The 15935-nt window shown below is 43.1% G+C and carries 7 protein-coding genes and 1 pseudogene; 3 read left to right on the top strand and 5 right to left on the bottom strand.

Features of this window, described 5'->3' with window-relative positions; all coding sequences use genetic code 11:
* Nucleotides 1-826 precede the first annotated feature (826 nt).
* The 3 genes from F0364_RS27670 to F0364_RS27660 all read left to right on the top strand — a co-directional run bounded on the left by F0364_RS27670 (nt 827) and on the right by F0364_RS27660 (nt 4176).
* A complete protein-coding gene (locus tag F0364_RS27670) occupies nt 827-2431 on the top strand; it encodes a hypothetical protein (protein ID WP_153801071.1) in 1605 nt (534 codons plus the stop codon).
* Nucleotides 2432-2655: 224 nt separating this feature from the next.
* The gene (locus F0364_RS27665; RefSeq protein WP_207632918.1) at nt 2656-3651 is read left to right on the top strand and encodes a T9SS type A sorting domain-containing protein; all 996 of its coding nucleotides are present in this window, start codon (nt 2656-2658) and stop codon (nt 3649-3651) included.
* 333 nt (nt 3652-3984) lie between these two features.
* Nucleotides 3985-4176 (top strand): hypothetical protein, encoded by a 192-nt coding sequence (locus F0364_RS27660; RefSeq protein ID WP_153801069.1) that lies wholly within the window; start codon nt 3985-3987, stop codon nt 4174-4176.
* Nucleotides 4177-4892: 716 nt separating this feature from the next.
* Here the strand turns inward: F0364_RS27660 and F0364_RS27655 are convergent.
* From F0364_RS27655 to F0364_RS29110, 5 genes and pseudogenes are all read right to left on the bottom strand, one after another.
* Nucleotides 4893-5294 carry a hypothetical protein gene (locus F0364_RS27655; protein WP_153801068.1) on the bottom strand — a complete coding sequence of 134 codons (402 nt, stop codon included), beginning with the start codon at nt 5292-5294 and terminating at the stop codon, nt 4893-4895.
* 10 nt (nt 5295-5304) lie between these two features.
* Nucleotides 5305-9711, bottom strand: coding sequence for a DUF6443 domain-containing protein (locus F0364_RS27650; protein WP_207632917.1), 4407 nt, complete (start codon nt 9709-9711; stop codon nt 5305-5307).
* Between the two features lie 51 nt (nt 9712-9762).
* Nucleotides 9763-13698: a DUF5977 domain-containing protein gene (locus F0364_RS27645; protein ID WP_153801066.1), complete on the bottom strand. Its 3936-nt coding sequence runs from the start codon at nt 13696-13698 to the stop codon at nt 9763-9765.
* Nucleotides 13699-13839: 141 nt separating this feature from the next.
* Nucleotides 13840-14970 (bottom strand): hypothetical protein, encoded by a 1131-nt coding sequence (locus F0364_RS27640; RefSeq protein WP_153801065.1) that lies wholly within the window; start codon nt 14968-14970, stop codon nt 13840-13842.
* A 58-nt stretch (nt 14971-15028) separates the two neighbouring features.
* Nucleotides 15029-15935 (bottom strand): annotated as a pseudogene (locus F0364_RS29110) (hypothetical protein); the annotation flags it as partial.

Raw genomic sequence — 15935 nt, 5'->3', positions numbered from 1 at the left:
CTCTTGGCAAATCGTCTCTTTTCTTATCTACTAACATGCCGCCCCTACGGGGCTTTGATTGTTTAATGTTCTTTTGTTTAATGTTCAATGTTTGCGGCTCTGCCGCAGTGCGGCACTTGCACATCACCCTCCCTAAAAAACCTCAACCGCTTACACATCAACAGACCGGCAACCAGCAACTTGTAACCGGTAACCTTCTTTCGGGTGAGGGATTGAAGCGGTTACCCCGGTGAGGCCATGGCAGCAGGGCTTTTGTGCCGGAGTAATAGCGGAAAGCCCGGCCCGAGGCACGAGGGGCACCCCCAAAATCAAAGTATGAGAGTAGAAGTGCGAAGTACTTTTTATGTAAATCATTATTAAACGCGGGATTTACACACCAACAGACCGGCAACCAGCTACCTGCAACCTGTAACCGGCTTTCACATCCCACGCCCCTTCGCACTATTTTCATTATCCGCCGCAGAAAATGCCCCAAAGCGGCCGGTTAATCAATGAACCGGGGGTTGGTAGCGAAAACGCTGTATTTTTAATAGGCACATAATAAAGCTGCCGGGCGGTAACGCCTAAAGGCAGCGGGCACATAAATCCTTCATCCTGTGCAGCCACCGGCCGTCGCTTGTCGATTTTTAATGTAAATCACCGGAAAAATTTGCAGCAATACCAAAAGCTGATTATCTTATCACTGCGTTTGTGCTGGCCTATGCACCGTTGGTAAAAACACGCAGCCAATGGACTGCTGTACCCGAAAATTAATTGCAGGGATTGATTAAATATGCGGATATTGCACAACCCAGCCGGACCATACTAAAACTAAATTTGTTTTGAAATGAAAAAAAACCTTTACACCCTGTTTCTGCTGCTGCTTGCCAGCGGCGTAAAAGCCCAGTTAAATATTGAAAGCGGCGCCACGCTTTTTCTTGAGCCTGGCAGCGTAGTAACCATACAAGGAAGCCTTACCAGCAATGCTGACATACAGGGCACCGGTAAAATTGTTATGAAAGGCGCCGCCGCTCAAAACCTTAACATGAATGGCAAGGCCATTCCTAATCTTGAAATTGACAATGCCGCCAATGTAGCGCTTACCGGCGCTGTAAAAGTGGGTAGTTCCCTAACTTTTACTACAGGTAAACTGCGCCTGGGTAATTTTGATTTTACGCTGGGCAACACCGTTACCGTGGCTGGCGCCGGCGCCGGCAAATTTGTGGAAACCAACGGAACCGGTTTTTTGAAGAAAGAAATTACAGCCATTGGCAACTACAGCCTTCCTGTAGGTGCGGGCAACAACTATACGCCTTTTCAGTACCAGTTAAGTGGCAGCCCCACATTAAGCAATGCGGTATTGGGTGTGCAGGCGGTAAACGCGGCACATCCTTCAAAACCCATAAGGGCGGAGGATTACCTGAAGAGCTACTGGAAAGCCAGTGTTAGCGGTGTTACCGGTGGCACGTTAAACGCTGTAGCCACTTATGTGGATGCCGGCAGCATTACCGGCGCTGAAGCGCAGTTGAATGCCATACGCTGGAACGGCACTGATTGGTCGCTTGCCAACAGCAGCATCAGTGCGGCAGCCAACACCGCTACCTACAACGGCGTGGCCAATAATGCGGAGCTATATGCCATGAACAAATTTGTACTGGTAAAAGCCAAGGCTTTTTTGCAGGGTGCTTACAACAGCGGTACCGGCATGATGACCGACGCTTTGAGAACACCCACCAACCTGATACCCCTTACAGACCCTTACAGGTCTGCACCTTACAGCACACAGTTTTCCCATGTAAACAATACAGTAGCCGAAACGGCGGATGCGGCTGTGTTTAATACCAATGCTACAGTTGGTGACAACATAGTTGACTGGGTGTTCCTGGAATTGAGGAATACCAATGCCTCACCTGGCAATACGGTACTGGCCACAAGAAGCGCTTTGCTACAACGGGATGGCGATATTGTTGATGTGGATGGCAAAAGCCCCGTATTCTTTAAAAACTTTGATGGGGCCAGCTACATAGTTGCCGTAAGGCACCGCAACCATCTGGGTATAGCTGCAGACAGGGCCACCTATACCAAAACACTCAGCGTATCTAATCCATCTGCCGGAAATACTTTTGATTTTACAGCGGCTACAGATGCGCAAATTTTTGGAACGAATACAGCTTATAATATTGTGAATGCGAAGAATGTATTGTGGGCGGGTAATGCGAATTTTAATACTCAATCAAAATACACAGGCCCAGCTAACGACAGAGATTACATGCTCGCTACAATTCTAAGCGGGGTACAGGGAACTGTAATAAACAATGTTTATAGTCAGGGGGACCTAAATTTCAACAGGACCGTAAGATACACTGGCCCCGCTAATGACAGGGATTATTTGTTAGCCAGCATTTTGGGAGGTGTAGCCGGACAGGTTAGAACCCAGGCTCTCCCGAACTGATCATTTCAAGAGTGCAATGATTTACCATAATAATTATTGACAGAATCAAAAGAAAAATAGATTTACTTATGAAACATTTTTACGCAATCTTATTACTTGTTTTTGGGGGCTTGATTCAGCTTAAGGCCCAGGACTTTCAGTTCGGAATTAAAAAAGGGAGCAAGAACAATTCAGTTCTTATTGTTTTTAAGCCAGGAACTACTACCACAGGCCAAATATCAAGTATGCAGCTAACCGTTGGCGTATTAGCGTCTGTATCTTCCAAACCGACTGCTTCAATATTGCAAAACTATTATGGTGGCGCGGGGCAGATAGCGTATCCAGCGCCTTATGAATCTACCGAAACAACAACTGATGGAGATATGTATGTTTATACCTTTGATGGAGTAGCTGGTGCTTCTCAACCAAGTGAAACTTACACGGCAGGTCAGGAATACAATGTACTTGAAATACAGTTTGCTGATGGCCCAGCTACTGCTAATCAAGTTAGGTTGCTGCAAATACCCAATGGAGGGACAGGCGGAACAAGCCCCGGCCAATATAATTGTTATATGGCAATTGGCGGAACAGATGTGACGAGTGTAAATCAGTTTTTCGGTGATGGATCTGTAAACGATGGCAATAGCTACGCCGGTTATTCCTACGCTCCTGTTGATGGCATCCTTCTTCCCGTTAAATGGCTTTCTTTCACCGCCTCCCTCAAAAACAGCAGCGCTGTTCTTGACTGGACAGCAGAAGAAAAGAACAACAAATATTTTGAAGTAATGCGCAGCCTGGATGGCACAAAATTCAGCCCCGTTGCGCAGGTTTCCAGCAAAGGCGCAGGCATGCAGCGTTACAGCTTTACAGACGAAGGCGTGGCGAAGCAAAAATCTGACGGTTATATCTACTACCAGATAGCACAGGTGGATAAAGATGGTAAACGCTCGGCCAGCCCGGTACGTAATGTGCTGGTGGCATTGCAGGAAGGCGCCTTTATCGTAACGCCCAACCCGGTAAGGTCAAGCGCAGTGGTTAAAATAAACCACCCCAAAGAAGAGAAGGTAGCCCTGCGCATTACAGATGCCAACGGCAAAATACTCTACCAGCTTTCCACTGTGTTGCAGAAAGGTTTAAATACCAGGACCATTAACACCGGCAACCTCAGCATGGGCAACTATAGCCTAAGCGTTATCGGTGGTTCCGGCAGCAGAACGATAAAACTGGTAAAAGCGCAATAAACTCACTTATTTACAATAACTTTTGTAACGGCATTCCTTAACGGGGATGCCGTTTTTTGTACCTCACCCCCGGCCCCTCTCCATGAGGTGGGAGTGACCTCACCCCCGGCCCCTCTCCACGCAGTGGAGAGGGGTGACGCGAAGCATAGTACTTTGCCCTTAACTAATGGGTACTTATTTACTTTTCCCACCATGTAACTTTTGTTTCTGCCGCCTTTGGCGCCAGAAACTTTGTGGAGCATAGCCACGGAAGCACGGAAAAATGGGTTATCGTACCCCTAAGCCCTAGTGTGTGTTCCCCACGTATCACTTTTCTTATCATCCTGGCGCAACATGGCCCTGCAAGTTGTTAACGATTACAATGCTGTTGCCTACAAAGTAAAAGATTTTACGCTGCGCCTGCTGAACAAAACCAAAGTAGCTGAACAACGCGGTTTGTGGCAGTTGGTGAATATCGGCGGGAGTATTGCGCTGGTGTTGCTGTTTGGGGGACTGGTGCAGTGGCGGAGGGGGAAAGGTGGGTGAGGTGAAGTACAATTTAACTAAAACAGCCATCTTTTATGGACGATAGAAAATGGATGATGAAAAGAGTCAACATCGTGCTTCGAATATTTTACGATATAATCTACATCCAGGGAATCATTAAAGTAAAACCAATAACCTGTTCTTTTACTGATGGATAAATTTCCAATTTTATGCAGAACCCCCTTTTATAGATTCTGCAGAGGGTCTTATCAACAATAACAGTATCTATCGGAACATCCAAATATCCATACCTCTGTTGATATTTAACCTGTAGTTTAGCTAATGATTTACCGGGGATTGGGTACCTGCTTTTTATATAACCATGGCTACATCCCACAGTTGTTAGTAACACTAAAAAAAGAATATACCGGATTTTTGTTTCCACTACCGCCATTTACATTGTGCTTGTTAGTGACTGCTGGAGGTTTATGCCCCTTTTTTCACCTGCTTGAAATACGCTTATTTTGGGGCTTTCATCACCTGGAAAACTATTTGGCTCCTGTCCCGGCTGTTCATTGCAACTCCGCCGCAAGACCATACGCCCAAACCCTCAGCGGGGTTTTCATTTCCATCCGGCAGCCATTGGGCGGTGGGATTGCTATGGGGGTTTGCCCGCAGGGGGGATAAAACTCCCCTTAACATTACACGGGCAGGCAAGAACACCTGCTGTAAAATTGCAGCTTATTAACACCCACGGCGGCAGGAAGATATTTACCTTATTTTGTACTTTTCATATAAATGTTTAAGACATACATATATGCACCAATCAAAATAATTACTAAGCCTACAAGTCTAAATCCAAAAATGCCCGAAACCAGCAAGGGTATAGAAGTAATAATAGAACTGAATAAAAAGGATGTTAACATCAACTTTTCTTCACGAACATCACTTTCCTTAATTTTTGCGCACGCTAATTTTACGCATATTATCCCCCAAAAAGCGGAATAACAGCCCATTAATTTAAAAAATCCACTCTCAAAAAACTGATACCGAATAAAATAACTATTACTAATAGAATCAACAGCAAACATATTGTCAAATAACTTGAAAGAGAAATATATGACGCAACTGACAATAGCAAAAATTATTAGTTTCCAAATTCTACTATTTATTTTCATAATTAAATCATCATTTATCTTTGCCTGTTTTGAGGTTTAAAGGAGTGGAAAATGACCCCGGCGTGGAAACTGTAAATGTTGTACTCCTTGCTTTGCCACCATCAAGAAGTCCATTATATTGTATAGTTATTTTCACTACAAACACTAGGGTTCCGTTATATCTTTTTTCTTTTTGATTAGTATTTGTTGTCTCTTTGTAAGAAGTACTGGTGGTTTTTCCTTTTTTAGTCGACACCTCACCAGATGCCTTTACTTTGCCTTTATTGCCTTCCACTTTCACCACAGCATCATTATTTTTTGTTTTTCCCTTATCCTCCGATGATTCTTTTTGAGTTTCTGTGTTTATAGTTCCGTCCTTTTTTAAACTTCCATCTTCGTAATAGGCATTTACCTCTATTTTTAATGTTTCATTTTTTCCCCAATCCGGTATTTCAAAATCATCAGTAGTACCGCCTCCCATTAGCATAGCTCTAATAATAAAATCAATCGGATTACCTTCTATTGACAAATCACTAAGCTTACCATCCGTTAACTGTATGATCTTGTTTCCAAACTGATCGGCCAATTCTGCAGGATCTATACTAACCAAGTTAACATTATGAACAGGTTTGGGTAATGGGATAATATCATCAGGAGTCATTCCGTCTGGATCAATAAACCTCATTGGATTATTAAAAGCATAATTATAAGGACTCCATCTCCTCATAGAGTCTGCCGCAGGATCAATTGTATTCCATCTACCAATTTGCGCATCATACATTCTTGCTCCATAATCATACCAATCCAACCCACTTCCATCACTAAATTCTTTCTCCTGCTTTTCTTTGCCATTATACTCAAATTTATTGTCAAGTTTGCCAGCTGATTTAGAACTAATTCCCGCCATAGTGAGCCCGAATGGATAATAATGTGTCTCCTCCAGTATTTGCCCTCTTACATGTGTTACCTGCAGGTTATCAAAATAAACGTAGGTATCCGTGCTTTCGTTGCTTACGTACACATAAAGGTAACCGTTCTTCGTTAGTTCAATACCAGCCTTGTTATGTGGTGTAAACTGGTTATCTGTTCCTACCTGTTCAAAACCGCTGTTTTTACCGTCGTTGGTAATCACAGGTTTAAACTGCTCATCCAATAATACCCAGTTTAGGTACGCTTTGGGGCGGCTGGTAACAAAATTGTTGTTGTTCCGGTCATCCAGCAGGTCTGCTACGGCAGGGTTTAATATCGTACTGGTTAACTGCCCTGTGGCTACTTTGCTGCCGGGTGCAGCCGGTATGCCGGTAGTAAGGGCCGTTATTATATCCGTTAAAGCGTTAGATACATTGTTGGGATTAGGGGCGGTTCCGTTGCTTTTCCACCAGCTACTGGCATGTATATTTACTTTATCGCCAGCCATTACCTTCACCACCATGCTGCTGCCTATTTTGGTGGCATCACCCTTGAGTTTATGGATAAAATCATTGGGGTTAGTGTAAGCGTCTGAAGGATAACCAGATACGGTGCTTTTATTTACTCGTACTGAGGCATCGTCAGGTATGCTGTAATATGTTTTTTCATCGTTGACAGTAGCTGTTTCCAGCGATGCTGCCGGGTAGGCATCGGTTTGCTGTTCTTCCGTAAGCACCATACGCACATTACCCAAATGGTCTTTCAGCATAAAGTCATACACAAAGCTGCCGTCTTCCTTCCTTCTTATCCGGCCTTCTTCCTGTGGTAAAAACTGCAAAGCATCATCTTCATATATACCAAACAGGTAAAGGGTGGTCTTATCCGGCTTACCGGTCTCCTGCACAATTTTCTTCAACTTGGCACCAGTGGCATCATAGATGTATTTAATGGTTCCTTTACCAGTTACGGTAACCGTATAAGGCAGGTTCAGGTGGTTATAGGCAATACCGCTGATATCTTTGTTCTTGTCGGCATTCATGTTGCCATTTACGTCATAGGTGTAATCTACCGCCGCCGTTGTTTTTGTACCGCCCAATGCACTCATGTATGCTGACGATGCCCTGAAATCCCCCAGCTTTGTTCCCACCACGTTCACGGTATCTATTACATTCTGCAATTTGTTGCTGTTGGGCAGGTAAGTATAGGTTAACTGGTCAACATTGCTGCTGCTGTTCACCTTTACGCCACGTTGCGTCATGGAGGTTATGTTGCCATTGGCATCATAGTTAAGGTTACTAACGGAAAAATCAATGCCGGCGCTCAGGTCGAATGCGCTGTTGGTTGCATTGTATTGCCTGAATGGAGCGGTTTTCAAACGGTTGGCGGCATCGTAGGTATAATCGAATTTTCGTACCTGGTCATCACCAGTGCTTTTCCAAACTGAGCCGCTGATATTTCCGTTGTAAGCCGCGGTTGCATAAGTGCCAAGCTGTGTGCCCGAAGCCGGCTTGATGGCTGTTTGATCGTAGCCCAGGTCAAAACCAAAATAATTGCTGGTGCTATTAACAGTTTTGGCATAGTCCCGGTTCATGCCTAGCATCCACCCGCGGATATTGTAATCAAACGTCAATGTTTCCAGCGGCTGGGATGTGCTTTGTGGATTTGTACCTAGCTTCTTGGTTTTCAGTTGGCCAAGTTCATCATAAGTCATTACAGCTATGGTTTTCCAGCTACCCGTATTGTTCAGCTTCTTTTCCGTTTTAAGCGGACGGCCCATGTTATCATAACTGGTACGGGTTGCTACTGCATAGTTCTTGGTAGTGCCGCCTTTTTTCTCATGGTTGATGAAAATAGAGAGCACTTTCCCCGAAAAATCATAGAGAGAAGTCGTGATATCTACCCCACCTGTTACATTCACATTTTGCACCTGGATGATCCGCATTTTCTCATCATAAAAGCTCACAGATTCCATCCACTTGCCCTGGGCGAGATTAGCAGGGTCTTCTATCACCCTTACCCTTGTGCCTGTAACAGCACCGGTTAAAACCATGTTGGCCGCGGCAGGCAGTGCTTCCGCATAAGGGTTTGTTCCGGCATCCAGTTTGCCATTGTCTGCTGTGCTGTAAGCACGGGTTGTCCAGTTATAGTTGTCGTAAAATGTATAAGTTAAGGCATTATAAGTTACTCCACCGGGAAAGGGCTTGTTATGAACAGACTGCGGGCTGCTGAAACTGCTGCCTGAAGCCGGGACAATTTTGGCTTCAAATGAAGCCCCGCTCTCACTTTCAAATCCTGGCAAAATTTCAATGGATAATGTGGCTGTATAAGAAACAACAACCGGATCCCTTTCTTTCAAAACAAGAATAGGAACAGTGCCATCCACATTGCTGCCGGTAACATTCCCTGTTTGTGTACCTGTATTTACAGAGTTTACATGCGCCCTCAGATTGGATACAGTACTGTTGTAAACCATCATGCCCGTTTCCACCGGCCGGTTGATTTCATCATACAGTGTGTACATCCACTGGTTTTGTGGGCGCATTTTAGCATCCTGCGTAAATACCAGCCTGTCCCTTTTATCGTACACCATATAAATCTCACCGGCGCCTGGAACTTTTTTGGTAATCATCCGCTGCCGCTCATCATACTCATAACGAAAACATTGCTCATCCAGGATATCATTGCTTAGGGCAGTAATGTTCCAGTTGTTCTCAATCAGCAATTCAACGCCACGGGGTTGCACCACACAGCGGAGGTTATTAAAATCATCGTAGATATAATAGGTGCAAAGCCATCCTGGATAACCGCTACCTGTACCATTATCCGCAGCAGCAGTTAACTGTACTTTCTTAAGAAGCACCTTTCCCTCCCTGTCTTTAAATTCTATTACCTGCTTTCCAGCCTCATCATTCACAATCGTTTTTAAAAGGTCTGAGGCAACAAAAGCACCGGTTACTGCATAGCTTCCAAAGGCACCTGCAATGTTTGTAACCTTCCATATTTTCACATCGTCGGCTATTGTATTGAGCGACTGAACAGATCTTATCGTGCGCCCACTACCCGGTTGCCAGGTTTTGCCTGGCGCCCCATTTTCCAACGGGCGGCTTAAGGGTGAGAACTCCATAAAAATCTGGCTGTAAGGATTTTCATCCCTTGCGACGGAAACAGAAGTATTAGTTGGGCTGTAAAATGTTGATTGCGCAGCGTAAGCTCCAGTTCGAAGGCTTCCGTAAGCCGTGCCTGCCACATCCACATAAGGCAGGAATTGTTTTACCTGCCTGCCGTAGCCATCAAATTCTATCGGTGTAATAATATCCTTACCATTTGGATTGCCACGCCAGATTACTTGCTGTAATGGTCTTCCCAAGCCATCAAAATAAGCTACCTGCAGATTTTTCCCCAATGGCGCAAGAGCGTCAACAGCCGCTTGCGTTTGAATACCCGGCTGCTTGATTTCAGTTTTTGAAACATAGTTCCTATCTGAACTTAACTGGCCGTAAAGGCTGTTTGCCGAAAGAATTGAATACAAGATTATCAGTGTTACTATACAATAGTTTTTCATCATTGAGTTTTGAAAGGGTTAGTTACTTTGTGGGCAAGGAGTGGTACTTGTTTCTGTATAAACTGCACTCGCTGTCCCGTCGGTAAATACATATCGATAGCTGCATGTATATATCCCGTTGGCATAAGAACTTCCTACATAAACTTTGCTGGAGCTTATTTCACAGCTTCCATTAACGATTTTCTTGTTTTCGGCGAGACAGGAGCACCCTGCGTTTTCGTTTGCCGTATTTTGACCAATAGTATTGATATAGTTTTGTTCAGCAATGGCCAATTCTTCAGGAGAGCCGGCACTTACTACCCCAGCAGCCAAATAAAAATTGTAAAACAACCCAATGCCTTGCACGTCCTCAATACAGTTATTTCTTTGCAGTTTTATTGTTTTAGCTGTATTGTAGTAAAGGCATGGAAACTGATTGGCATAATTCTGACCATTATCCACAATATCCTGTTGTGCTTTTGCGAGTGCATTAGCAGATGTTGTTGAAACATATTTACCAAATGGAACCACATAAGTTACTGTTTGGGGAGAAGCCCCTACAGGACAAGCTGTGTTTCTTGTAAAATTTTGATATTTTCTAGGGCTGTAAAAAAGTGATTGCGTCGATGGGGTTAAAGCACTTCCCAATCCATAGTTGTAAACATAGTTTTTCAAAATATTTCCATTGTCGTCTATTACATTGACCAATCTGTTGTATCCGTCGTAATCGTATTTTGTTATCCTGTTTACTACATCACACTGGCTATTAACGCCAACCATTGGTTCATAAGTAAAAGTTGTCATCTGGGCATTTTCAGGGTAAAGTCGTAATTCATCAATCGTCGCGTTTGCCGAAGACAATTCAATACTAAGTGTCCCTGCAGGCAGCAAATGCTCATAATACATCCATCCCATATGTGCGGCACCAAGTTGAGTGCTAGAAACTGAGGCACCATTACGTTTAACTGCTACAGCACCATTCCGGGACCAGTAAGATAGCTTTAGCTTAAGCGGTAAAGGATTTGAATACAATTTATAAACTTTTGAACCTGAAACAAATACACAAGAGCGTTTCCCAGTTACTGAATATGAGGTGTTGAAACTAACCTGGTCCAAAAGCCATGAAAACGCGGACTCATTTAGCTCAAAACTGCTATAGAGGATTGAATTAGCATCAGAATTGAGTACAGTCGCAATGGGATAACTGCCACTTGCATCCCACAGATATGAAGTAATAGCGTCATCTTTTTTAGATTGACTATTAATGTTTCCATTATTGTCATACCCAAACACAGCAATATCTTTATACCGGTTATCGTAAGTAAATGCTCCACCGTTCACAGATGAAGATGTGATGCTGGAAAGCGGTGCTTGTATTTCCAATCGCATAATACTTTTGGGCAATGCGGCATCCGGCTCGTAAGTAGTTATAGAACCATTAATATAGCGCCTGTTACCCCCACTTATATTTTCCCGGTATTGCAGCTTTTCAACTTCAGCACCTTTGATGTTTTTATTCACCAATGAGCTGATACTGGCTGCCGCCCCTGTAGATCCACTGGCGTTGTAATCACCCGTATATTTTACAGATGTAACCACAATTTCATTATTGTTTGCAGTTTGTGTGATTAAAGTTGGATAAATATGATTAGGATTGCCATAGTCAAACTCTTTTACACTTGTCAGATACGATCCGGAGGTTGCATCGTAAAGTATTTCCGTTTGCTTGGACATGAGCTTCTGTTGTGGGGCTATGCCATAATCCTCAATCATGTATTGAGTACCTCGAGGTAGGATACGCCTTTCGGTTGTGCATAAACTGCTTTGATAAGTCGCATAATTTACATATTCAGTTTCGCTCTTTTTGCAAATAATAGTTTTATTATCTTGCCTATATTTTGGGGTAATCTTTCTAATTGTAACCACGTTGCCATTAAGTGATGAAGAATACTCATTAATAATGTGCTTCAATAACTTTCCCTCATTATCATAAAGCTCCTGCTCAAGCAGGTTGCCATTATTAATATCGTCATCATATTGATGAAAACCGACCACTTTGTACTTATATACAGTTTTACCCAATGCTTCCCCTGTTATTGCGTCGTTTTGGTATTCAACTACTCTTGTATAACCAATATGACTTCCCTGCACAGTTCCCAATCCAAACACAGGTGTCGCCGAAAGCGTCAATGTGTACAGAGAGTAATTAAAACAGTTGATATCCAAATCAGGTTGATCAGGGCTCGTTTTACGTGCACATATCTGTTTCCAACAACCTAGTGTATAGAAATCATAAGCTGAAAAAGTTTCATACTTTGGTTTTTCGCCTGTTTTGCCGCTTGACTTACCATCATCTGTTTTATACTCATAATTTTTTACAGTTGCTTTATTGGTCTCGAAAGAATAATCAGTGATTGTTTTCACCCGAATTCCTCCAAGCTTATTATCGTAAGGAAGCTCTTCATTATTAAAATCATGGGATTCATACTCAAATGAAGTGTATCCGCCTGTTGGATAAACAATTTTTCTAAGGACAGTTGTAACAGACCCTGTAAAATCTGCATTGCGATTGGCAGCCCGCCCATAAATACCGGGTAGAATTCCGTAAGCGGGATCGGTAACTGTGAATTCGGGAATAAGGGTTTCAACCCCATTAATGGCATTAGAAGTCCCGTTATAAAAGCCCCAATGGTCAACACCTGCAGTAAATCTTTTTGGAATGGTAGCCCCATTCTCGTAATCAAACTGGTATGGCGGTTTCGCGGTTGTACTTGCATCTACCGCAGTCTCTTTTAAACTCTCCAGCCTAAGTATTTGGGTGTTTCCACTACCAAAATATCCCTGGGTAAGATCGAACTGCTTTATCAGCTTATTTATACCACCGGCAGCACTATATAATTTTACCTTCTTCAAAACCCTTTCCCCCGAAAAGTCTGCTTCCCTCAAATCAGTTCTGGAATCGGCTAATGATTCAAAATCAAGGTATCCGACAGATATCCCATCTTTGGTTAGATTGACTGATTGCAGAAATTTTCTTTTAATATAAGTAAAGGGACTGGAAGAATAGCTCATTTCCCGGGAAAGCCTTAATTCAGGATTTAACTCATTTAATATATGACAAGACGAAATTTTGTAGGTGTTTACCTGGGCTTGATTTTTTAATTCGTGAACAGAAGTATTTTGTTCGGCAGCGGGTGAGTGATAAGTGAATAGAATTTTTTCTTTTCCATTGGAAGATTCTACGCTACTCAAATACCAGGAAGAAGTAAAATTAAAGTAAAGTTGATCTGCCCCAATATCATCGCTTGGGGTTATTCGGGTTGTTTCACGTTCTGCAAACGTATATTTAGTTCCTTGCTCGTCAATAATGGTGAAGCTGCTATTTTCGCAAGTGATGCAATGCGAAATAGCCAACATGTCTTTTTCTTTCTTAGCAATCGTTCCATCAGGGTTAATTATAAATTTTCCGCTACGGCCCATAAAATTGAAATAATAAGTATCTGGCTGAGTCTCCTTAAGTCCGTCCCGTAATTCTGTGTAATATTGATTCATGCCAAAAACATCAGTTGCCAATGGCCTTTCGAATGGTGATGGATTAGTAAAATAATTGTTTGCAATATCAGGATTACCTAAAACTGAACGAGTAATGACACCCCCTGCATTTAGTGTCCACCCCAAGCCAACCCATGATGCTATTTCTTCGGGCTTAAATCCTGTAGCGTTATAATTAAGAGATACCGGTAATGACACCAAGCGCCCTTTTAGTTCCATCAACGGTATGCTGATATTTGGAGTTCCAGTAAAGAGGCTGACAGGTACATTCCCATACTTGCCGAGTTCTGCTGCATCTGGCGAAGGTGGTATAACCTGCTTTGCTTTAAATTCCGTTTTAGAAACTTCTAACCAGGGTTTATCATCCTGTGCAAGAATTGTTGCTGAGAAAAATGTTAATAAGAAAGAAATGATCAGTTTCATCTTTGAATTTTTTATCAACCGCTTTAACAGTTGCAAATCAATATTTTAAGCCGATTTATATTTAAATTAATTGGACATAAATCGGCTTTACGTTCACGAGCAGGAAGGGGAGATTACAGTATTACTACTTAACCACTATAGCTATCTTTTTTCTTCTATTAATTTAATCAGCTTTTGTACTTGGCTTTTTAAGTCGGTAATTTCCTTTTCTTGCTGGATACTATATAATGTCAGTTCTTCTATTTTCTTTAAAAGAATAGTCTGTGTATTCCCTAAATCAAGCCCTTTCTCTGACACTTCTTTAGCAGACAGCACACCCGGCAAATGTTTATTTTGCTGAATAAAGGCCTCCACTTTGTCAAGCGGCATCAGGTTATAATTTTTATCAAAAACATAGTCAGGCCAGTTGGCGTATTCTTTTACTACTGCCTTTGTAAAAATTGCAGAACCGTTTACAGCGAGTTTGTAGGCAGACAAATCAGGAGAGCCGCTCACAGAGCCAACAAGCACTTGTCCGCTTGCTAATATATTCCCACTCACGTGAAGTTTTTGAGAGGGATTATTTATTCCTATGCCCACATTACCATTATTAACGGTTATCATATCTACATTAGATGGCCCCTGGATGGTAAAGTAATTGGCATTGACATCCGCTCCGCCAAAACGCAGCCTGTTGGTATTAGCAGAAGCCGCTGTATTAGTATTACCGCCATTGATAATGATTGAGTTGTTTGTAGCGGATGAAGAAGTGTTTGAAGATATGGAACCGATAACATGCAGCATATCGGATGGAGTTGAAGTGCCGATACCTACTTTTCCAACATTGGTTATAGTCAACCGTCGGTATTTTTCTAATTGAGCATCGGTTAGATCAACATAAGCATCTACTGGATCAATTGGATTTTCTGGAGGTATTGGCCTGTTAAAGAAGCTGATATGCCCACTTGCCTGGAAACGGATTATACCGAAATCTATGCTTGATCCCCCGGAAGGTACCTTCCACGTTCCATTAGCCTCATTCCATATAAGATTATTCCCGATAATTCCTCTTGCATTTGCAGCTAATGGATTAGGTGTGGCTTGCCAATAGAAACGGCTTGATTTTAACTGCCCAAATGAACTAAGGGAAATATTGCCATTTACCTGTAAAGCTTCCGACGGGCTTGTTGTTCCGATGCCAACATTTCCTGTTGAGGGAAAAGTATTCTGGCCAAAAATCCCTGTTGTTCCTATTGTGCAAAACAACATTGCGGAAAACATTAATTTGTACATGATATCGCTTTTATTTTTTGATTGTATTGTTTTCGGTTTAATTGAAAAGTTTGGTTACTCACAACCCCCATCCCACCCTAAACTTCAGCGACTGCCCTCTCGGCACCTGTTGACCAGCTAATGTGTCAAATAGCAACTGCATACGACCCTCTTTCTTCTTGCCAATCTTATACTTTTTCGTGATGCCGAATAAGGCACTGCGCTGCCACAAATCCATGTTCTTTATCTGGCGGAAGTTTTCAAACTCTTTGAGGTACTGGTATTCAAAGCCGCCGCTTAACCAAATGCTCCCCTTGGCTTTAACATCCAGGTAACTTCTTATGGAGACACCCTGGTGGCTGAGGCTGATATGTTTCCAGCCACGGCCCAGGCCCAGCTTGTAACCACTGCCTACGCCAAAGGATATCTTATCACTTAGTTTGTAGCCCACCATTAAGGCCATGTCCATAGTGGCAGGCAGGTAATTAGTAGTACCGCTGGTTTGTATGCTCAGTTGGTGTTCTATGCGCTTGAGGAAGCTTTTAGTCTTTTGACCGTTGGGCTTAAAATCCGGCATGGCATCATCGCTGCTGCCGCCGCCCAGTTTGTTAAGTTTGTCTTTTAACTGGTTAAGCTGGCCTTGTGCGGCCTGTACCTGTTGTTGGATAATACCCCCTCCGGCTCCCCCTGCTGGGGAGAGACCCGCCGCACCGCCCAATACCTGTTGTAGCTGTTGCTGCACTTGGGCACGGGTTTGCAAGCCGGCAAGACCTCCCCCGGCCCCTCCAACGGAGGGGAGGGATGAACCCGGTAACCGGAACAACTGCGACAGGTAGCTGTTTTTCTGGAAAAATGATTTGAAGGCGGGTATCTCTCTTATGGTGGCAATGGCTTTTTCTTCCAGCTTCTTGCGGTCTTTGATAAGGGCTTTGTATTCCTTCAGCCTTTCGCTGTAGTAGAACAGTTCCTTATTGATACTCTTCAGA

The sequence above is a fragment of the Foetidibacter luteolus genome (assembly GCF_009650435.1).
GTDB lineage: Bacteria > Bacteroidota > Bacteroidia > Chitinophagales > Chitinophagaceae > Foetidibacter > Foetidibacter luteolus.
Note: the sequence above shows the minus strand (reverse complement) of the source record. Positions and strands in the feature narration are given on the sequence as shown.